This window comes from Lacrimispora sp. 38-1, from assembly GCF_049890855.1.
Lineage (GTDB): Bacteria > Bacillota > Clostridia > Lachnospirales > Lachnospiraceae > Lacrimispora.
The window spans coordinates 65,381-86,358 of record NZ_JBANEW010000068.1 but is presented as its reverse complement, the minus strand read 5'-3'; the positions used below and the strand labels follow the sequence as shown (position 1 = coordinate 86,358).

The window sequence follows — 20,978 nt, the reverse complement described above, 5'->3', positions numbered from 1 at the left end:
GAATTATTTTACAATTTGACATAAGATAAATAAAGTACTCAAGTTATAAAATGTAAGTATGTATTATAAAAATTTAAATTTAAAAATATTATATAAATATTTGCATTTGAAAGGTTTACAATGGTTATCAATAAATTTTAAATTTGAAAAATTTGGAATATGGAAAATAAATTAAGCATGTTATAGCAATAATGGGAAGTTTGACTTTGGTATCATTTGATCGGAATGGATTCGGAACGTATATTGCAATTAAATTTGAGGAGATGTAATAATGATAGAAATTTTATTTGGGGACAGTGAAGCTGGCTCAATGAAGGTTGCCAAGAGTAGTAATACAACAAGTATTGGTGGAATGAATTAGCTATTTATTCTTCTTTAAAACCTGAAGAACGTATTTACGAAATCTGTAATGCTCAGTCAATAGGTGCAGCTATTGAGAACATGACGCTCACAGCTTCCGAACTTGGATTGGGTAGCTTATGGATTTGCGACATATATTTTGCATATAAGGAATTATGCGAGTGGTTAAATGTTGACGGAGAGCTTTTTGCTGCAATGGCAGTAGGATATGCAGATGAAAATCCTATTGCGAGACGCAGAAAAAGTATAGATGATATTGTTGAATGTCGTGATTGAATTTGATTATTAGTGTTATTGATCTGATAAATAGCATGAAACGGATTTTATTGATTGTCTCTGGACTGACCTGTATACTGTCATTAGTATACGAAAGGAAAAAGTCCCAGAGCACATCTTCCTCGCGAGATTATGTACGCTCTGGGACTTCCCAAAAAACATGATTATTATATCAGAATATCGCGTTATCTACAATGAGGAAGAAAATATTTTTAGTTGAGAGCCGTGCTTCATCCATCTTTCCTGTCTGTGGAAATCCACTGAAATACAGGGACTCCTGCCTACGCACCCTAAAAAAGGAAGGCGGAGAACATCTACGGTATCTTATTAATCGCCTCAAATGTACGCACTGCCAGATGCTTCACAGAGAACTCCCAGACTGTATGGTACCTTACAAGCATCACTGCTCCATGAATTGCGTAGTTCCCACGAGAAATGGTTTGAAATTATAATCCGGTTTATCTATAATTCAGTCGGATATCTTGCTGCCGTCTGAACTATTTATCTTGCACCGACTTTGTTTTGTTGTCATGGTTGCTTTGTCGTATGATTGCCTTAAAAGGAGGTAATCTATCATGAATACAAATGCAAAAACAAAACAATGGCAAGAAGATCAAGCCTTGAATCGCTTCCGTATCATCTCTCCGCTTTTAGAAGAAGGGACTGATATCGCCAAGAAGCAGGCTCTTCGAGAACAGCTTTCCCAGACATATCAGATCTCGCAGTATCTACCGTTATGAAAAGGCTTATGAAGCCGGTGGCTTCTCGGCGCTGAAGCCAATAAACCGCAAGATGCGGCGTGCGCAGACTCTGCCGGAGAACTTCGAGGAACTGGTATCAGAAGCGATCCATTTAAAACGTGAGGTACCATCACGTTCTGTTGCACAGATCATACTAATACTGGAAATGGAAGGACATGTGCCGCCGGGAATCTTAAAACGCCCCACTCTGCAGAGGCATCTCTATGAAGCAGGGTTTGGCAAGAAGCAGATGCGTAAATACGCAGAAGCGAAGAACAGCTCCTCCAAACGATTCTGCAAGCCACACCGCATAATGCTTGTGGAAGCCGACATAAAATACGGTCCGGTACTTCCGATTGGAAAAAATGGTGCGATGGTTCAGACATATCTTTCTGTTATCATCGATAATCATTCAAGATTCACCATTGATGCGAAGTTTTATGATAACCAGAGGGCCGAGATAGTTGAGGACAGCTATCACCGTGCCATCCTAAAGAACGGAAAAATGTCTGCGGCATACCACGACAACGGAAAACAGTACGTATCCAGACAACTAATCCAGTCACTTTCAACGCTTGGAATCCGGGTACTCCATGCCAAACCTTATTTCGCACAGTCGAAAGGTGGTGTAGAAGTTTTTAATCGGTTCGTAAACTCCTTTCTTGCAGAGATTAAGGCACAGAAGGTAAAGACATTGGAGCAGTTGAATCACTATTGGGATATTTGGCTTGAGGAGTATTACCATAACAAGCCTCATGAGGGGATTGGCGAATACTATCGGAGCCTTGGTTCCCATGTACCAAAGGAAGGAATCAGCCCAAGACAGGAATGGAACCGTGATTCCAGACCGCTGGTATTTCTGGATGCCTCCGTAGTCGGGAAAGCATTCCTTCACCATGAAAAGCGTGAAGTGGATAAGGGAGCGTGTATCAGCTTTAACGGCCTTAAGTACGAGACCAGTGCTGCTCTCATCGGAGCAACCGTTGAGATCGCATACGATCCGATGGCGCCACGGATCATCACGGTTACCTATCCAGGTATAGAACCAATAGAGGCTAAGCCTCTTACAATTGGCAGCTTCTGTGATCCCAAACCGGAACTGCCGGTATGTATGCTTCAGGAAGAGCCGGAAACTTCCCGGTTCCTTAAGGGACTGGAACGTCGTCATGAAGAGAATCGCCAGATGAAGGCGAATGCCCTTTCATTTGGTGCATACCGGAAGGAGGGACACAGCGATGTATGAGCAATTCTTCGAAATGGAACATACGCCCTTCACCCGGGATATTCCGCCAGAGAAACTTTACGAATCTCAGTATGTTGCTGATGCACTTGGCAGGCTAACCTACGCGGCTGACCGTCAGCTCTTTGCAGTGCTTACAGCCGATGCGGGGTGTGGAAAATCAACACTGATACGTTCCTTCGTGTCAACGCTATCGAAAGAGGAGTATATATTTCTGTACATTTCTGACTCCAAGCTGACACCCCGGTGGTTTTATAAGGGACTGCTTGACCAGTTAGGTATCGAAGATTTTACCGCGGTGATGCAAAACGTCAGCTTCAGAAGGAGGTTGAAATTATCCGCGGGGTTCAGAAGAAAAAAGTCGTCTGCATTCTGGACGAAGCGCATTTGCTGGAAAAGGAAACGATTGAGGAATTCCGGTTTCTGTTGAACTACCGTTTCGATTCCTTAAGCCCAATGGCGTTAGTTCTTGCAGGTCAGAGTGAACTTTGGGAGAAGTTGAAGCTTCAACGCTATGCTGCGGTGAGACAGCGGATTGATATCAACTGCGTTCTTCCTCACCTGGACAGAGCTGAAACGGAGCGGTATATATGCTCTCACTTAACCTACGCAGCCGGAAGAGAGGATATCTTTACTGACAAAGCTTTTGATGAAGTACATAAGGAATCCACGGGGATACCCCGAAGCATTAACCGGATTGCTGAAAAGAGCCTGATGTATGCTTCACAGCAGAATAAACGGTTGATCGATGAACACATGATAAGATATGTGGTCAATCATGAGATGCTAAAGGGAGGAATGTAACCATGGGAATACACTCGTTTTTTCTTACAGCCCATAAAGAATGGTATGATCAGCTTGTTAAGGAAGATGGTACACACCCAGACGATAAAGAGCGGATGGCCCTGTTTTACGTTATATCAGGCAACCAGGATTTATATCGGAAGCGTTTATCTATTTATAACTTTAAAAATCACCAGATAAAAGACTGTCTGTCCAATCAGGAGGTAGATTTTTCTTCAGGTTGTAAAGCCTTAATTCGCCTGGGATTCAACCTGTATAATGGGTATATAGATGAGGATTCATCACCTTTTTCTCTGATGTGTAACCTGGCTGGCGAAAACCGAAGGCTGGCATTGGATGCCATTGCAATACGGTTTACCATTCAATAAAAGCTTGGGGCAGTACAGGATGGTCTGTCTTTTTAGCGGACTATGGCAGGGTTCATGGTGAACTGACAAGGGGAACTTCTCACATTAAGAGAGATTATCAACAGAAAAAGAACAATATAAGTTATAGAAGCATACCTAAGTATTTAGGTATTAGTCATAGAATTTAAGCTTAAGAAATTATAATTGTTCTTTCTGTTGTTTGTTTAATTGAGGTTTCATTCATTTCCCATGCGAATGGAGGTATGTTAATAAAAATTGTTTCGCCAATTCGCTCTAATCCAACGTTTGAGAGAAAAAAAACCGAAAAGTGCAATAAGTTTTGCTTACAGAGTATCTTGATTTTTATAAATTCCCATAAAGTAATAAGAACAGGTGTAAGACACTTGACACCTGCTTTTGTGTTGCTTCAAAAGCAAAACGGTAGCTGCTTTTGATTGCATCTACCGTTTTTATTTCCATTATAAAATGTTTTTCTGACCAAAATTTCCGTGGGAACATATCGAAAAAATTAGGTTGAGTTGATAGGATTGAAAGATAGCCCCGGGCTGAGTAGACAACATGGTTAAAAAACCAGGTTGAGTAGATAAGATAGTTAAAATGGTAGGTCGTGTTGATAACATGGTTGTAATGATGCCGACAAACTGAAACTTGATGTATCCATTGAAATTACAATTCGAAGATGTTATAGTTAATGTATAGGTGATTGCGAAACTAGATTGTTGAATTGACTTTAATCCATGTGGAATTCCAAATTACTGGATTTCTGAATAGTAAGCGAACTAGAGTTATTTTAAGCGAACCTTAATAAGCTTTGAGCTTTATGAAGTTGGTAGGTTCTATGCAAATAAAGGCTTTAGACTTCGAATGTACTCATGATGGTTTATTTTATCAGCAAGAACTACTGTGATTAATTGTGTAATTCCAGCAAGTATTAAATCAGCATGAAGTGTTTTCTCATTTTGAGTCCTTCTTTTTGCAACACAGAGATTCTCCTTGACGTGATTAATATTTTGTTCTACAACCGATCTGATTTTGTAGGTATCCTCCCATTGCTGTGTGCCTCTCAATGTACCGGGATATGCCCGGAGATTCTTTTCCGGGTAAACGTAAAACATCCGTCCTGATTTTGAAGAAGTACAGGGAGTATCACAGCAACACGTTCGTTCCTGTTTGTTGCTTTATTTTTTCTCCATTTGATTTTAGGACACACAAACTTATATCTTTTAAGACCATTAGGACGCGTAGAACTTCCTTCGTGTTTCATAGGAAGAGTTTCATCATGCGGACAACAAGGGATACCGTTCTCATTTATGTTAAATCTACAAGAGTATCAAAAACTGATTGTAAGTCCGAAAGAAAGTCCTGTTTGAAACGAGTAATTTTAGATACATCAGGAACTTTTGAAAAACCGCAGAAATTTCTCAATTCTTTAGAGCAGTGTAGAAAAACCAGAAGAAGAGCATTGGTAGGAATGGAGAAAATGCGTTGGATAATCAAAGCCTAAAGCATAGAATGTAAAGAGTATTTACGGGTTCTACCCGTTGATGCATAGAAATGGTTACTAAAAGAAACAGGAACAATTTCATCAAGATTAATGTGAGATTCGAGCAATGACAAGAATGCAGGTTTGTCTTCATCAAAAATATTTTGACAGTCCGAAAAAATATCTGCCAAAGAAAGCTGTTTGTATGGTATCATAAGAGTACAACTCCTTTCGCGGTTAGGTATGAATTGTTTCTAGACAACTCAATTTTACCATAAACTCGTGAGGAGTTGTTTTATTTTTGTAAAGATAAAAGCCTTAATTTTCAAGGCTTTCGGCGTTTCGCAAACGCCTAATAGTTAATGTAATGATGGAGGTGACATTATGCAGATTTCAAGCAGATTTACGATAGCAATTCAGTTACTTACCTGTATAGAGGTGTATAAAGGCGATAGTCAGGTAAATAGTGAATTTATTTCTTACAGCGTTGGTACAAATCCTGTCATTATTCGAAAAATATTCGGACAGTTGAAAGCAGCAGGAATTATTAATGTTCAGCGAGGGGGCAATGGTGGAGTATCTCTTGCTGTTCCTGCTGATAAAATTACACTCTATGATATTTATCGGGCAGTAGACAGCGTGGAAGCAGAAGGTTTATTCCGTTTCCATGAAAATCCAAGCGCAAAGTGTGCTGTAGGAAGAAACATGCATTCAGTGATGGATGGGCGTTTGAAGAAGATACAAGGGACACTAGAAAAAGAAATGTCTTCTATGCTGCTTTCTGATGTAATCATAGATATGAGATATATCATTGAAAACGAGCAGGTAAAATAATTATATGACTCCACAGGGGGCTTTCCAAAGTCTTTTTTAAAAAAATAGATGTAACTATTGACGTTACAAAACATGCGTGGTACACTTTGATTGTAACCAAATCGGATACATCAAATGTACATTGAAAGGAACTGACTAATTATTATGAATATTGATGAAGCAATTGAGAGACGAATTTCCTGCCGTTCTTATGCAGACAAACAGATTGAGCCAGAAAAGATGGACATCTTGCAGCAGGAAATGGATAAGAACAATGAAGAGACGGGACTTCATTTCCAACTCTACGGGCCGAGAGGCAACGATCAGACAGCGATAGATGCAGTACCGTCTATTTTTTCAGGAACGGTGTATCATTATATCGCATGCGTTGCTCCTGATGACGAAATCGGACGTGAAATGGCGGGTTATTACGGAGAGAAACTTGTCCTGCTTGCGACACAGCTAGGGCTTGCCTCCTGCTGGGCAATGACGAATTATAACGAGAGTACACTGCGTGTGGACGAACAGCCGGGAGAGGCGCTTGCCGCTGTCATTATGCTTGGCAATCCGATGCTTCGCACACCTACAAGGCAGTGGCTGATCCGCGCAAACTTTAGGAAGAGTGATAACGAGCCGGAGAAACATATCGAGAGTGATACAAATCAGATACCGGACTGGTTCATGGACGGTGTGAAGTGTATGCAGATTGGACCATCCGGAGTGAACTTTCAACCCGTCACCTTCCGCTATCAAAAGGGTGTTGTATCGGCAGATATGCCAAACCAAAGGATGGCAATACAGGATCCGGATCTCGGCATTGGCAAGCTTCATTTTGAGCTTGGCTCACGCAAGAGAGGAAAGTGGCAGTGGGGCAAGAAAGGCATTTTTGAAATTGAAGACTGATTGATAAAAGTTATTACAGTAACAAATTAGGAAGCAATCATCATATAACAGTGTTGAATACTTTAAGTGCGGCCCAAAAATCCAGACAAAAGGAGGGAAACCACTTAATATATATTCGACAAAATTAAGAGAGAGGTATTATAAATGGATAAATTATTCAAACAAGTTAAATTAGGTAATAAGTTCACGCTAAAAAACAGTATTGTTATGGCACCAATGACAACATGGGCAAGCAATGACGATTATACAGTTTCTAATGAAGAAATTAGCTACTATAAAGTTAGAAATATGGGAGCAGGCATGATTATTACAGGTTGTGCACATGTTCAAGAAAATGGTATTGGATTTACAAATGAATTTGCAAATTACGATGATTCGTTTATTCCAGGTTTAAAAAAATTGGCTGATTCACTGAAACATAATGGTGCAAAAGCTATTTTACAAATCAATCATGCAGGTAACAAGGCACTACCACAATTAATTTCGAATTCTGATGTTATAAGTGCTAGTTCAGTTGAAACTTTGGCAACTGCATTTGCTCCATCATTAACACCTCGTGAATTAAATGAAGAAGAAATTTACGATGTTATTAAAGCTTTCGGCCAAGCAACACGTCGTGCAATTGAAGCAGGTTTTGATGGTGTTGAAATTCATGGAGCTCATGGATTTTTAATTCAGAATTTTGTATCTCCATTTTTCAATAAGCGTACAGATAAATGGGGTGGTTCACTAGAAAATCGTCTACGTTTCCCTATTGAGCTTGTGAAAGAAGTAAAACGTGTAATTGATGAATATGCAGATAGACCATTTATTTTAGGATATCGTGTATCTCCAGATGAGCCTATGGATGGTGCATTGCGTATGACAGACACAAATGTATTAATTAAAGAACTAATTGGACTTGATATTGATTATATTCACGCATCGCTTCTAGATGCAGTAAATTCACAACCTATAGATGCTGTTGGAGAAGAAACATACTTAAACGTCATCAGTAAAGTAGTTGATGACCGAATTCCTTTGATTGTTGCTGGTTCATTGCAAACGCCTAATCAGGTAGATTATATTTTAAAAAATGGAGCTGCACTTGCAGCATTAGGGCATGCATTTGTTACAGAACCTCAATGGGTAGAAAAGGTAGAATCAGGCAGAAGTGATGAATTGCGTCTAACTATTAAAAAATCAGATATGAAGGACTTAAATTTACCAGAAAAGCTGTGGAATTTTATACAAATGTCAGATGGATGGTTTAATATTGAAGAATAACCAAGCCGTTTCGGAGGAGTATTTGAATAGAAGGAAGCAATATAGGTGTTAACTTAAATATGGAAAAATTCTTAGAGACTTATGAGAAAGATAAAGGAAAGTCAGGGCAGTTTCAGCGTTTACAAGATAGGGAGACACCATTTCGATAAGTATATGTTGTAGATGAAGGATGAGCTTGAATTTTTGTAAAGGAAGTCAAATTTAATAAGAATGCACTAATTTGGGCACTTTTCTAAAGAAATTTAGAACGGTGTCCTTTTTTGCGTTTGCTGATACTGAAATGAATACCTCCTGTAATTAAGCTTGGAAATATTATGTAAGCGATGAACAACCTGCCGCTCCACAAATTCCTCCATCTATGAAATAATAGAGACAACCAGGAGGGTGTCTATTCAAATCGGTTCTCGTTTGACTACTTTGTATTCGTTCACTACAATTCTTCGAATCAAGTGCTTGACTTCTCCATGAAAGGAAGGAGATCATCGCCAATGAATGATAACCAAAGAAATGCCAGACGAACGGATCAGGAATGGATAAATCTGATACAGGAATGCCGCACAAGTGGTCTTGGGGACAAAGACTGGTGTGAACAGCATGGTATTCCGATCAGCACATTTTATACAAAGATAACAAGACTTCGCCGAAAAGCCTGCGAGATACCAACAGCCAAACATCGTATTGTCCGGGAAAGTCAGCAGGTAGTTCCTCTTCAAATTATAGATGAAGTACTGAAACCCTGCAGAACGGGGATACTGATGTCAGGACTTCTCCAGCAGTGATCTTAAAAATCAATGATTACAGTATTGAGATTTCCAATCAAGCTGCCAGAGATACGATATTAAATACTCTTTCTGTGCTGCAACAGCTATGCTAGGCGAATTATCCGGAGTTGCAGGAGTTTATATTATTACAGGCCGGACTGATATGAGACGCAGTATTGATGGTCTTATGGCGATTATCCGGGATACCTATGAAATGTATCCTTATGCAAATGCACTTTTCCTTATCTGCGGGCGAAAGAAAAACACAGTGAAAGCCTTACATTTTGATAAGGATGGGTTTGTCTTATATCTGAAAAGACTTTATACTGGCAGGTTTCAATGGCCAAAAGATAAAGATGCTTCTGAAGTGCGCCCGCTTACAAGACAGGAATTCCGGTGGCTGATGGAAGGACTATCAATTGAACAGCCGAAAGCAATCAGGCCCATTACCCAGAAAAAAGACTTCTGATTTTGTGCATAATGGAGAAAATAAAAAAAACGATATCCGGTTAAACTCCCGCTTTTCTCTTGTTATCCACACACTCCGATCTGCATTTAAAGTTATCCGTGCATGACACCCATATACCAGAAATGAATGTGCATAAGTCTCTTAAAACTGCTGTAGAACAGCCTTTTTTCAAGGTTTCCCACCATTCTTCTTTTAGTCAAAATGACGGTGCGTATCTGACTGCACATTTGCCCATATCCTCATAATTCTTTATAATGTAAGAAGAATAAAAACCGGGGAGGCATGGTGCATCATGGATGAAAAAAGTACTTTTGAACAGCAGATGAAACTGTTGCAGACAGTTGTGGAACAGCAACAGGCTTATATCCAGGCACAGAATGCCCACATGGCGGAAAAGGATGCCCGCATGGCGGAAAAAGATGAAACAATCGCCGAGCTGCGTAAACTTGTCGATGACCTTCAGTCGCTCAAAGTGAATCTGGAAGAAACATTAAAGGAACTACGCAGACAGCTTTTTGGAACATCATCAGAAAAAATAACCTCTGAAGATAAAAATACGCAAGAGGTCATTTTCGTGGAAACAAAAGCTAAAATCACGGTAAAAGAACATACACGTGAACGCAAACCAAAAGCAAAACGGGATGATATCTACGTGGGTCTGCCAATAAGGGAAGTGAAAATCCCGCTTATGGATGATCAGCGTCGGTGTGAATACTGCAACAGCGAAATGATAACGATTGGCTATACGCAGGTCCGATGTGGATCTATCTGACCGGAAGTGACGGATTGCCACCGATAGTCCTCTACGATTATGCAGCGGGACGCAGTGGAAAATATGCCAGGGACTTTCTGGAAGGATTCAATGGCCTTCTCCAATGCGACGGATATCAGGGTTATAATAAAGTGGAAGATGTTACTCTGGTCTGCTGTCTCGATCACTGCCGCAGAAAGTTTTATGAAGCCATTCCAGCAGGGAGGAGAAAAGCCATAAAGCATCTGGATATCAATTCCAAAACACGGCTGGATGATCCGGTCATTCCGGAGGAGAATGAACAGGAGAAACTGATACAGGATATTATTAATTATAAGAGCCTCTTTATCTAATTAATCAGACAAAGAGGCCACATATTTGAAGGTATATGTCAACTATTTTTTCGGATTTCGCGCCTATATTTTTCTTACATCTATAGGGAGATAGATTGTTTAACTAAATTATATTTGTATGAAAAGAAACACTAATATAACCTTCTTTAGTGTACCAGACAAAGCTGCTATTCATTATATTTAAAATAGTATATTGTGTAAGTCTTGACATTGAAAATCAATTAGTAAGTTAACTAATCGTATCCACTTCATCCCTGCTGGGAATAGAAGTCTGAGCACCTATTCTGGATACAACAATCGAACTAGCCTTTGTAGCAAAGTTCACGGCTTCTTTCATATCATTTCCTTCTAATAGGGATATCACCACAGCTGCTGTAAATGTATCACCAGCGGCTGTGGAATCGATTGCCTTCACCTTTCTGGCAGGTTCATGAAAGATTTCTTTTCCACAGTTATAGACCACACCTTGACTGCCTAAAGTAACAATTCCATTTTCAATCCCTTTCCCCAATAATTGTAGTAGGCCTTTTTTTGCATCCTCAATTGTTTTAACAGATGTTTTGGTATAAAATTCACATTCCGTTTCATTCACTATTACATATTTTGCTTGGCAAAGTATCTCATCGGGAAGTGACTTTGCTGGAGCTGGATTCAACATAACCGGAATACCTTTCTTTGCTGCAAAAGTAATGATGTATTTTACTGTTTCAATTGGTATCTCCAACTGTAATATAATGAAATCTGCTTCTTTGATGTAGTTCAGATTCTTCTCAATATATTCTATAGACACTTCTCCATTGGCTCCTGGAATAATAATAATGGAATTATCTCCGTTACAGACAGTAATGGTTGCTGTTCCTGATTCCATTCCTTCACAAATTCTGATTTTACTGCAGTCCACACCCTGATTTTCTAAGTTATGGTAAAGCTCTTGACCAAATAGATCTTGTCCTATACAGCCAAACATTGTTACATTCCCGCCTAGTTTTGCAGCCGCATAGGCTTGGTTTCCTCCTTTTCCCCCGCATCCTGTTTTAAATGTAAGTCCGCTGATGGTTTCACCCATTATGGGTAACTTTTCTGTCTGGGTAATTAAATCCATGTTAAGACTACCAATTACTATTATTTTTTTCATAATAACCTCCATTCTTTCTTCAAATTGCCACAATTTGCTTTAGCTAAAGCTTTTTCTGTTTGTAACCTTTAAAAATAAATCTGATGCTAGATTGTCCGGTTGATGTGTTAAAATACGGGATAAACTGGCTGTGGTCATATGCATAAAGACAGTCAAATTCAGGTATAGATATGCTTTCCAGTCTTGAATACATAAACCCATTATAATTATTATTTATAGCCATGCAACGGCTGTCACATCACATATATGCGGGATAGAGAAAGTCTTTAGCAAACTCTCTGTTTCATCTTTTGCACGGTCTACGAGGAAATTATTTAGATCTTTTTTCCACGCAGATACAATGCTCCAGTATTAAAATAATTATCAACCTCCTATATTGTAGATTCGGATGGTATAAATTCACGATAGAGTGCTCTGATGCTTAAATTGGATTATTTCAGATGTATAAATTATTCTGAAAGCGGCCTATCTGGGGGTACGTTTTTTTCTAATATCCATTGAATGCCCACAACTTTCTCGTATAACTAGCTCATAATCAAGTATAATTTGTCTGTTTGTAGGTTGATTTCCAACCATTAATTCACAAAGCATATTCATAGCCATAACACCCATTTGGTACTGAGGTTGACGGATTGTAGTTAGTGTTGGGGTGCAAATAGATGCGATTTCTATATCATCAAAACCGACAACAGCGCAGTCATGTGGTACGCGAATGCCATGCTCTGCTAATGCCTTCATTGCTCCTACAGATATAATGTCACCAGCAGCAAAAATAGCATCAATTTGCTTTCTTTGTTCAAGTAGTTCGCACATTTGTTCATACCCTGACTGGAGGGATGATTTACCATATTTTACCAGGTCAAGATTAATGGGAATACCATTTTCGGCGAGTGCTTGGCAATAACCAGTAAATCTATCACGATATAGTGTAAGATTAGGATGGCAAGTGAGGTGTCCAATGTTTCGACATCCCTGATTTATTAAATGCTGCATTATTTTTTTGGAAGCTGCAATATTGTCAATAGTAATATTGGGCAAATCCGAATTAGAAATTTGTTGACAAGCAATAACAACCGGATAACAAGATGATACTTCTTCCATTAGACGCAACCCGATACTCGCAGATAATGAAATGATACCATCGGTCTGCTTTTGCATCAGGGAATTGAAATAGAATTCTTCTATTTGTGAATCATTTTGCATATCGGCAAGTAGGACTTGATAATCGTTTTCAAGTGCAACTTTTTCGATTCCTACTATTATTTCATGAAAAAAAGAGTTCTGGATATCTGGAATAATAACAATTATAGACCGTGTTTCCTTATGGCGAAGTTGTCGTGCAATGGCATTAGGTTCATAATTTAAAGCCTTGATAGCATCTTCAACGAGTTTTTTTCTTTTGGGTGAAACATTGTCGGCGCCACGAACTACACGAGACGCAGTTGCTATAGAGACTCCGGCATGCTTTGCTACATCTTTTATGTTAGGCACTTTTTTTCTCCTGATTTTAATTATTATTTACTAATTGCTGAAAGCTAATCTGTACAGCTATTGATAACGAAAAAAGCGGACAATATTTGGATTTTCTTCGGTTAGTGAATTTGATAAAGATAACGTTATCATATTAATATATATTATGTCAATATTTACTTAAAATAAATTTGTAGGCCATATTCAATACGAACCGCTATGCGGCGGTGGCGCCCTTGTCCGGCTTGGGCCTAAGTGGCTTAGCTAATTCTGAGGAAAGTATCACTCTGAAAGAATGGTGTAATTGGCGCCAAAGAAAAGGACTGTCTGTGCCTGAACTGCCGGCGCTCATCGTGCTTAACGGTAGAGACGTGCATTTTACTGATCGCGTTGGAATGAGAACACAATTCCGACCTAAGGGATTGCTGCTCGAATCCGGGCTGCGATAGAAGCTTTGAACATTTTTTTGATGATGAATAGGGTAAAGCCACTGGAATGTCTGGATTTTGCTGCCGATCCATTCTGGGGATTTGCACTTAGGGAATGGAGCACGGTCTCTATTATGGGTATGCACAACTTGTCTGGGAATTCTTCCGCAGATTCCGTAGGAATCCGGAAGCCGGTGCGATTGAGGAGTGTATGGCTGAATAGGCGAAAACTTACAAAACGAACAGTCCCAAGAGCCAGAGCTTTATAAAGTTTTGAGCTTTAGTAATTTCTGGCAAATTAAGAAAAAACTTTAGTTTGTACAAATTGCATATTTTGTTTTTGTTTTTTTGAGCAGTAATGACAATTGTGCGATTAAGACCGATGTGATAATATACAATATGATAACGTTATCATTTTTGCCGAGTAATTCAATATTGCCCAAATAATATAGCATTAGAAATTGTTCTTTTGCACAGGCTATGAAAGATATTAATTTCTCAGAATATATTTCTTTTGAAGTATTTGGTCTCTATCCGTGGAATTTATGGTTCGATACTTCGAGGAAGCAGATGGACAGATGAATGGAGGAATTAAATTCTTACGAGTATTATTTGAATAATTATATTAAGATAAGGAGAAATTTATTATGAAAAAAGTCGTATTACGTGCACCAGGACAGCTCGAACTACAGGAAACCGTTATTGGAACAGATATGCAACCAGAAATGGTGAAGATTGATGTAAGTGCTTGTGGTATTTGTGGAAGTGATCTTGCATTATTAACGGGAAGAAGACCGTTGACCAATGAGCGTTATTTTGGTCATGAGTTCTCCGGAACTGTGGTAGATGCGGGGGAAGGTCATAACGGTATGAAAACAGGAATGCGCGTAGCAAGTGAATTGGCAAAAACTTGCGGGCACTGCTGGAATTGTCGAAATGGTCTCCAAAATTATTGCAGGAGTATGAACGATGCACTTCTACCGGGAGGATTCTCAAGTGAAACACTTGTTTTGAATACACCTTCCTATAGCTTTTTAAGCGCTATTCCAACCACTTTAGATGATATTACGGCAACTTTACTGGAGCCTACGAACTGTGCATTTCAGATTGCAATGAAAGCAAATATTAAACCGGGAGATACGGTACTGGTATTTGGTCTTGGAGCAATTGGTCTTATCGTATCTCAGATTTTGAAAAGTTTTGGCGCTGGTGCGGTTCTTGGAACGGATAGAAGTAAGCTTCGTTTGGAGCAGGTCAAGAAGAGCGGACTGATCGATACCATCGATCGTAATGATGAAAACTGGCTGGAACAAGTGAAAGAAGCTGGCGGAGTGAATGGAGTTGACGTGGTTATTGAAGCAACAGGTGCACCAACAGTAATCGTAGATGCGATACAGGCGGTTCGTCCGGGTGGACGTATTATAGTAGGTAGTGTTTATCACTCAGCGATTGATAATTTTGAACCGCTCCCGATTTTTAGAAAAGAACTTACGATTGCAGGTGCAAAAGGACCATATCCGCATTTAAAAACAGATGGAACTTCAGCAGTTGTAGATGTGCTTATAAAGTTACAGAATGATTTGAAAAAAATTATTACAGTTTATGAATATAAGGATGCAATCAAGGCATTTAATGATATATCGTCAGGCGTAGTAATTAAACCGGTTATTACATTTAAATAATTAGTTTTTGGTTGGGGATAAAAATATTTAAGTGATATAAATTTACAGAAAATTAATATGTTCAGGCATTTAACAAATGCCTGATTAGAATTGAACTGGTTTTAAATAAATTAAATAGTGAATAATTAGGAGGACGAACAATGAAGTTTTTTATTGATACTGCAAATGTGGAAGATATTAAGAAGGCAAATGACATAGGGGTAATTTGTGGTGTTACTACAAATCCATCTTTAATTGCGAAAGAAGGAAGAGATTTTAAAGAAGTTATTAAAGAAATAACATCAATCGTAGATGGACCAATTAGTGGAGAGGTTAAAGCAACTACCGAAGATGCTGAAGGAATGATAAAAGAAGGTAGAGAAATTGCTGCCATTCATCCTAATATGGTGGTAAAAATACCTATGACAGTAGAAGGATTAAAAGCTACTAAAGTATTATCTAGTGAGGGTATAAAGACGAATGTAACATTAATTTTCACTGCTAATCAAGCTCTATTAGCTGCAAGAGCAGGTGCTACATATGTATCACCATTTCTTGGACGCTTAGATGACATATCAACACCTGGTATTGATTTGATTCGTACAATTGCTGAAATATTTAATATCCACAGCATTGAAACAGAGATTATTGCAGCGAGTGTACGTAATCCAATACATGTTATTGATTGCGCTTTGGCAGGTGCGAATATTGCTACAGTACCATATAGTGTAATTGAACAATGTACAAAGCACCCTTTGACGGATCAAGGAATTGAAAAGTTTAAGGCTGATTATAAAGCAGTTTTTGGTGAATAATTTTAGGAGGAAAAAACAATGCTGATACAAAGCCTGCAACGATTAAGTTCTGACTCTTCCTGGCTCCCACATCTGAAGGATGCGCTGATCTGCCTAGACGAACACAAGGACACACCTGCACCTGCGCGGTTTGACTTTCCCGGCGGTTACTTGTTGCTGCAAGAGGGAATTACCACAGGAGTCGACGAAGGAGACTATGAGGCTCATCGCTGCTATCTGGATGTACAAGTGCTCTTGGAAGGGACGGAGACCATGGTATGGAGCGACATTTCCAACCTACAGCTCAGTGACCCATACGACCCAGAGAAAGACAAAGCCATGTATGTAGGCGAGGGCTGCGCCGTGACACTCCAGTCCGGAACCTGTTATGTCTGTTGGCCGGAGGATGGCCATAAGGCTTGCCGCAACACCGGGCAGCCCACTTATTATCGTAAAGCTGTCATCAAACTGCTGCTATGAAAACATAATTTTTATTCTTCTGCGGGGAATTGTTTCTGAAGTTTAAGAGAATATCCACAGCTTTTACGTATCACCAGTTCATGATCAAGAACAACATGTTTGTCTTCAATCTGATTTCCGGCCATTAATTCGCAGAGTATATTCATCGCAATAGCACCTATCTGGTGTTGAGGCTGACGAATTGTGGTTAGTGCTGGATTATAAAAAGAAGCAAGCTCTATATCGTCAAAGCCAACGACGGCACAGTCCTGTGGTACGCGTATACCATGGTCTGCCAGTGCCTTCATTGCTCCTATGGCTATAATGTCGCCAGCAGCAAAAACAGCATCTATATGTTCATCTTGATCCACAAGCTCACACATCTGTTCGTAACCGGATTGAATGGTGGAATTTCCGTATTTAACGAAATTCATGTTAATAGGGATGCCATTTTCGGCAAGTGCCTGACAATAACCGGTAAATCTATCACGATACAGTGTGAGGGTAGGCTGGCAAGTGAGATGTCCGATGTTCCGATGTCCCAGATCGATCAAATGCTGCATGATTTCTTTGGAAGCAGCAACATTATCTATAGAAACACTAGGCAGTTCAATAATATTCGAAATGTTCTGAACGGCAATTACAACTGGATAATTTTCAGACACTTCTTTCATTAAACGAAGCCCTATATTTGCAGATAATGAAATAATACCATCGGTTTGACGCTGCATCAGTGAATGGAAATAAGATTCTTCTATTTGTGGATTGTTCTGCATATCAACAATTAGAACCTGATAATCGTTTTGAAATGCTACTTTTTCAATTCCTGCGATTATTTCATGAAAAAAAGTATTTTGGATGTTTGGAATGATAACGATTACATTTCTCGTTTCTTGTTTGCGAAGCTGTCTTGCAATTGAGTTTGGTTTATAATTTAAAGCTTTTGCAGCATCTTCAACGAGTTTTTTCTTTTTAGGAGATACGTTATTTTCACCACGCATTACACGAGATGCTGTAGCCAAAGAAACTCCGGCATACTTTGCAACATCCTTTATATTAGACATTTTGACCTCCTATACTGGATTTTTTTGGAATCCTGGATAACAATATAAAAGAAATTGTTATTTTTTTGATTATAACATATTACAAAACAATGTCAATATTACTAATAGTAAAGTTAATTAGACTAAAAAAAGGGACAATGCACAAAAAGAAAGCAAGAAAATAAGACAATAACTTATTGACTTACAAAAAAAAAGTCGAGTAAATTTATCAAATGACAACGTTATCATAGTGGAAGATTATTTGAATACCGATGGAATGAAATTCTGGCACTTAAAGCACTACTGTATCTGAAAAAGATACTTTCGTAAAACAGAAAGAGGAAAAGTATGAATAATTGTATGAAGATTGCATTATTAGGAGTAAGCCATTGGCATTTGCCATTGTATCTTCCGGGCCTGCCGGAACATTCAGTAATGGGAATCAGCGATGATGATATAGGCATTGCGGTGTCTTATGCAAAGAGATATGGATGCCCTGCTTATCATAACTATCGACAGATGGTTATTGAGACAAAGCCTGATTTTGTGTTTGCTTTTGCACCTCATAATCGTATGAAGGAAATATCAATGTATCTTTTGGAAATGGGAATTCCTTTTTCCATGGAGAAACCGGCTGGAGTAAATGCAAATGAAGTAGAAGTTTTGTATGACATTTGTGAAAAAAAGAAGGGATTTTGTTCGATTCCTTTTGTGTGGCGCTATAGTGACACGGTAAATGATTTAAAAAATATATATCTGAAATCTCCAATCACACATATGTCATATCGCTTTATCGTTGGTCCGCCGTCCAGATATATCGAGTCTTCGCCATGGATGCTTTCAAGGAAGACAGCCGGGGGAGGATGCATGACAAATCTTGGTGTTCATTTCATTGATATGGCAATGTTCTTAACGGATAGCTGCAGTGCGGATACGTTAGCATCTTCTTACCAGTATGGATCGGAATATGATATAGAAACCTATGCGACTTCACTGCTTCGACTTCCGCAGGGGACTTCTCTGCTCCTGGAGAGCGGTTATGCATATCCGATGTCTGATGAATCAAAAAGGGAAAATCGTTGGACGATCGTGACTGAAAATGGATATTATATTCTTGCGGAGAATAAACTGGAAATCAGAGAATATGGTAAAGTGCCAACGAGCGTTACCCTTAATACAGACAGTGATGTATACTATGCAGAATATACAAGGACGACTTTGAATGACTGGAACACAGGGACCAGACCAAGAGCATCCCTAAAAGAAATGCTGGATGTCAGCAGAGTATTGGACGAGATGAATAATAAAGCCAGACTGTAAGTCAGAAAGGATGAAAATGATCAAATTAGGTGGTTTCGGAAGAATTGCAGATTATAATAATATAAAACAGAGTGGATTTGACTACGCAGAGTTGGATATACCAGAAATTGAAGAATTGCAGGAGAAGGAATTTCAGGCTTTCTGTGATAAAGTACATAAGGATAACTTTCCAGTGCTTACAGGAGCCAGAGCGCTTCCGATAGCGGAACCATGGTTTTTTACAGACCGATTCACAATGATGGAATATAAAGGCTATCTGGAAAAAGCCTGCCATAGGGCAAATCTTATAGGAATGAAAAAGATCATTCTGGGAAATGGGAAGGCAAGATCACTTATCGATGAGAGCAGCATCGGAATGGAAAATCGATTTATTGAATTTTTGCGTATGTTTTCAGAAATTGCAGTGAAACATGAACTGGAAGTTATATTAGAACCCCTCGGTCCTAAATATTCTAACTATATTAACACACTACCTGAAGCAGTACGGATAGTTCATGAAGTTAACATGCCTAATCTTTTTATGATGGCAGACCTCAGACATATGTATTGGTCAAAGGAACCACTTGAAGATATTGCGGCCTATGCGGAATATGTACATCATATTCATGTGGATTATCCGAAGGTTTATCCAGAGCGTCCTTTTCCGAGAGTAAAGGATGATTTTGACTATACAGAATTGGTGAACGTGTTAAAAAAATCAGGTTATCAGGGTACATTAACAGTTGAGGCAGACATTCCAGAAGATTGGAAGTGCGCATATGTTGATACTGTAGAGGTGTTGAAAAAGGTGTTATAAAAGCACGTAAAAGCATTTTTGGTTCATTAAATAAGGAATATGCATACGAAGTACGTAGCAAATAAAAAGCGTCTTTTTATAAAAGTCCTGGCATGTTAATATCATGTCAGGGCTTAAACTTTGTGAGATAAGTTAGCTCCTATCAAATAATATTTATCCGATGTATTCGCCGGAACTTTCACGAATAATGAGTTCATAGTTCAGAACGTCATTACAAGATGCTGGTTTATTTCCGTTGATCAGATCGAGCAGCTGTTCGCCTGACCGGATACCAATTTGCCATTGGGGCTGTCGTATAGTCGTAAGGGATGGGCTGAAAAGAGATGATAATTCAATATCGTCAAAGCCTACCACCGCACAGTCTTTTGGAACTGACAGGTTGAAGCTGCTTAATCCCCTAATTGCACCGACTGCTATGGTATCTCCGCAGGCAACTACCGCAGTAAAATCTACGTTGGAATTAAGCAGCTTTCGAATGGCATCATATCCGCCTTGAATGTTAGGATCACAGTTGATGATCAGGTTTTGGCAGATAGGGATTTTTCTGGCGGTGAGTGCTGTCAGATAGCCATTCAATCGATCGCGGTAGATCAAAATATCAGGGGGACCGGCTAGGTAACAGACCTTTTTATGCCCGAGATTAAGCAGATAATTGACGAGGTCTTTGGATGCTTTTTCATTGTCTATCGTTACATTCGGCAAAGAAGTTTTATCAAAATACCGGCAACCCACCACAATAGGGTATTGTTCTGCATATTGTTCCATTTCCGCCAGAGGTAGGCTCGCAGAGAAAGTTATGATACCATCTACCTGTTTCTCACTCAGCATTGAGAAAAAGCGCGACTCCAGAACTGGATTACCATGAGAGCCTACGACCAATACATAGTAGCCGCCAGCAAAGGCAACATTTTCAATTCCGGCAATAATGTCGGTATAAAAGGTATTGCCGATTTCTGGCAGTATGACGAGGATGTTTTTTGTCTTCTGAGTCCTGAAATTCTGTGCCAGCCTATTGGGACTGTAATCAAGTTCTTTGATTGCGGCATCGACCTTAGCACGCGTTTCCGGCAGTACATTTGGTGATTTCTGAATGACACGGGACACTGTTGCTGTGGATACACCGGATTTCCGGGCGACATCATGAATAGTTGCCATAATTTTACTCCTGTTTTTTGTTAAAGCCAGACGGTACACTAAATAAACGAAATAAAAGTATAGTATAATAACCGGTAGCATTTTGATTTTATGGTAACATTTACATAATATAAAGTCAAGGCAAAAGTAG

At 39.2% G+C, this 20,978-nt stretch carries 23 protein-coding genes and 1 pseudogene; 19 read left to right on the top strand and 5 right to left on the bottom strand.

Translation table 11 applies throughout. From position 1 onward, the window contains the following. The first annotated feature begins 363 nt into the window (after window positions 1-363). The 7 genes from V7D18_RS20510 to V7D18_RS20480 all read left to right on the top strand — a co-directional run bounded on the left by V7D18_RS20510 (window position 364) and on the right by V7D18_RS20480 (window position 3,788). Entirely contained in the window at window positions 364-636 is a 273-nt protein-coding gene (locus V7D18_RS20510) for a nitroreductase family protein (RefSeq protein ID WP_426157008.1), read from the top strand. A gap of 194 nt (window positions 637-830) precedes the next feature. After that, window positions 831-1,088 (top strand): DUF6431 domain-containing protein, encoded by a 258-nt coding sequence (locus V7D18_RS20505; RefSeq protein WP_426157000.1) that lies wholly within the window; start codon window positions 831-833, stop codon window positions 1,086-1,088. A 123-nt stretch (window positions 1,089-1,211) separates the two neighbouring features. Further along, entirely contained in the window at window positions 1,212-1,376 is a 165-nt protein-coding gene (locus V7D18_RS20500) for a hypothetical protein (RefSeq protein WP_426156998.1), read from the top strand. 52 nt (window positions 1,377-1,428) lie between these two features. Further along, a complete protein-coding gene (locus V7D18_RS20495; RefSeq protein ID WP_426156996.1) occupies window positions 1,429-2,619 on the top strand; it encodes a DDE-type integrase/transposase/recombinase in 1,191 nt (396 codons plus the stop codon). Beyond that, window positions 2,612-3,046, top strand: coding sequence for an AAA family ATPase (locus tag V7D18_RS20490; protein ID WP_426156994.1), 435 nt, complete (start codon window positions 2,612-2,614; stop codon window positions 3,044-3,046). The genes V7D18_RS20495 and V7D18_RS20490 overlap by 8 nt, the downstream gene beginning before the upstream one ends. Then, complete coding sequence (locus V7D18_RS20485; RefSeq protein WP_426156992.1) at window positions 3,004-3,420, top strand: ExeA family protein; 417 nt, start codon at window positions 3,004-3,006, stop codon at window positions 3,418-3,420. The genes V7D18_RS20490 and V7D18_RS20485 overlap by 43 nt, the downstream gene beginning before the upstream one ends. 2 nt (window positions 3,421-3,422) lie before the next feature. After that, window positions 3,423-3,788, top strand: coding sequence for a DUF6075 family protein (locus V7D18_RS20480; protein ID WP_426156991.1), 366 nt, complete (start codon window positions 3,423-3,425; stop codon window positions 3,786-3,788). 931 nt (window positions 3,789-4,719) lie between these two features. On the opposite strand, the pseudogene V7D18_RS20475 reads toward V7D18_RS20480, so the two are convergent. Then, window positions 4,720-5,486: pseudogene (locus V7D18_RS20475) on the bottom strand (transposase). A 169-nt stretch (window positions 5,487-5,655) separates the two neighbouring features. Here V7D18_RS20475 and V7D18_RS20470 point away from each other — a divergent pair. The 7 genes from V7D18_RS20470 (at window position 5,656) to V7D18_RS20440 (ending at window position 10,587) form a co-directional block, all read left to right on the top strand. Beyond that, window positions 5,656-6,105 carry an Rrf2 family transcriptional regulator gene (locus tag V7D18_RS20470; RefSeq protein WP_426156989.1) on the top strand — a complete coding sequence of 150 codons (450 nt, stop codon included), beginning with the start codon at window positions 5,656-5,658 and terminating at the stop codon, window positions 6,103-6,105. Window positions 6,106-6,249: 144 nt separating this feature from the next. Then, window positions 6,250-6,987 (top strand): nitroreductase family protein, encoded by a 738-nt coding sequence (locus tag V7D18_RS20465; RefSeq protein ID WP_426156987.1) that lies wholly within the window; start codon window positions 6,250-6,252, stop codon window positions 6,985-6,987. 144 nt (window positions 6,988-7,131) lie between these two features. Further along, window positions 7,132-8,253: an NADH-dependent flavin oxidoreductase gene (locus tag V7D18_RS20460; protein WP_426156985.1), complete on the top strand. Its 1,122-nt coding sequence runs from the start codon at window positions 7,132-7,134 to the stop codon at window positions 8,251-8,253. Between the two features lie 488 nt (window positions 8,254-8,741). After that, the gene (gene tnpA / locus V7D18_RS20455) at window positions 8,742-9,032 is read left to right on the top strand and encodes an IS66 family insertion sequence element accessory protein TnpA (protein WP_426156983.1); all 291 of its coding nucleotides are present in this window, start codon (window positions 8,742-8,744) and stop codon (window positions 9,030-9,032) included. An 88-nt stretch (window positions 9,033-9,120) separates the two neighbouring features. Continuing rightward, a complete protein-coding gene (tnpB, locus tag V7D18_RS20450; RefSeq protein ID WP_426156981.1) occupies window positions 9,121-9,483 on the top strand; it encodes an IS66 family insertion sequence element accessory protein TnpB in 363 nt (120 codons plus the stop codon). 292 nt (window positions 9,484-9,775) lie between these two features. Next, window positions 9,776-10,255 carry a transposase domain-containing protein gene (locus V7D18_RS20445; RefSeq protein ID WP_426156979.1) on the top strand — a complete coding sequence of 160 codons (480 nt, stop codon included), beginning with the start codon at window positions 9,776-9,778 and terminating at the stop codon, window positions 10,253-10,255. Further along, on the top strand, window positions 10,240-10,587 hold the full coding sequence (locus V7D18_RS20440) for an IS66 family transposase (RefSeq protein WP_426156977.1): 348 nt from the start codon (window positions 10,240-10,242) through the stop codon (window positions 10,585-10,587). Before V7D18_RS20445 ends, V7D18_RS20440 begins: the two co-directional genes overlap by 16 nt. A gap of 229 nt (window positions 10,588-10,816) precedes the next feature. Here the strand turns inward: V7D18_RS20440 and rbsK are convergent, their stop codons facing one another. Beyond that, window positions 10,817-11,722 (bottom strand): ribokinase, encoded by a 906-nt coding sequence (gene rbsK / locus V7D18_RS20435; protein WP_426156975.1) that lies wholly within the window; start codon window positions 11,720-11,722, stop codon window positions 10,817-10,819. Between the two features lie 465 nt (window positions 11,723-12,187). Further along, on the bottom strand, window positions 12,188-13,213 hold the full coding sequence (locus V7D18_RS20430) for a LacI family DNA-binding transcriptional regulator (RefSeq protein WP_426156973.1): 1,026 nt from the start codon (window positions 13,211-13,213) through the stop codon (window positions 12,188-12,190). A 1,054-nt stretch (window positions 13,214-14,267) separates the two neighbouring features. On the opposite strand from V7D18_RS20430, the gene V7D18_RS20425 reads away from it, so the two are divergent. The 3 genes from V7D18_RS20425 to V7D18_RS20415 all read left to right on the top strand — a co-directional run bounded on the left by V7D18_RS20425 (window position 14,268) and on the right by V7D18_RS20415 (window position 16,555). Next, a complete protein-coding gene (locus V7D18_RS20425; RefSeq protein WP_426156971.1) occupies window positions 14,268-15,302 on the top strand; it encodes a zinc-dependent alcohol dehydrogenase in 1,035 nt (344 codons plus the stop codon). 140 nt (window positions 15,303-15,442) lie between these two features. Then, the gene (fsa, locus tag V7D18_RS20420; protein ID WP_426156969.1) at window positions 15,443-16,096 is read left to right on the top strand and encodes a fructose-6-phosphate aldolase; all 654 of its coding nucleotides are present in this window, start codon (window positions 15,443-15,445) and stop codon (window positions 16,094-16,096) included. An 18-nt stretch (window positions 16,097-16,114) separates the two neighbouring features. Further along, a complete protein-coding gene (locus V7D18_RS20415) occupies window positions 16,115-16,555 on the top strand; it encodes a YhcH/YjgK/YiaL family protein (protein WP_426156967.1) in 441 nt (146 codons plus the stop codon). An 11-nt stretch (window positions 16,556-16,566) separates the two neighbouring features. Here V7D18_RS20415 and V7D18_RS20410 read toward each other — a convergent pair whose 3' ends face one another. Next, on the bottom strand, window positions 16,567-17,598 hold the full coding sequence (locus V7D18_RS20410) for a LacI family DNA-binding transcriptional regulator (RefSeq protein ID WP_426156965.1): 1,032 nt from the start codon (window positions 17,596-17,598) through the stop codon (window positions 16,567-16,569). Between the two features lie 327 nt (window positions 17,599-17,925). Here V7D18_RS20410 and V7D18_RS20405 point away from each other — a divergent pair, with 327 nt between their 5' ends. Together V7D18_RS20405 and V7D18_RS20400 are read left to right on the top strand one after the other, a co-directional pair. Continuing rightward, window positions 17,926-18,897 carry a Gfo/Idh/MocA family protein gene (locus V7D18_RS20405; protein WP_426156963.1) on the top strand — a complete coding sequence of 324 codons (972 nt, stop codon included), beginning with the start codon at window positions 17,926-17,928 and terminating at the stop codon, window positions 18,895-18,897. Window positions 18,898-18,913: 16 nt separating this feature from the next. Continuing rightward, a complete protein-coding gene (locus tag V7D18_RS20400; RefSeq protein WP_426156961.1) occupies window positions 18,914-19,693 on the top strand; it encodes a sugar phosphate isomerase/epimerase family protein in 780 nt (259 codons plus the stop codon). Window positions 19,694-19,846: 153 nt separating this feature from the next. Here V7D18_RS20400 and V7D18_RS20395 read toward each other — a convergent pair whose 3' ends face one another. Continuing rightward, on the bottom strand, window positions 19,847-20,848 hold the full coding sequence (locus V7D18_RS20395) for a LacI family DNA-binding transcriptional regulator (RefSeq protein WP_426156959.1): 1,002 nt from the start codon (window positions 20,846-20,848) through the stop codon (window positions 19,847-19,849). Window positions 20,849-20,978: the final 130 nt, after the last annotated feature.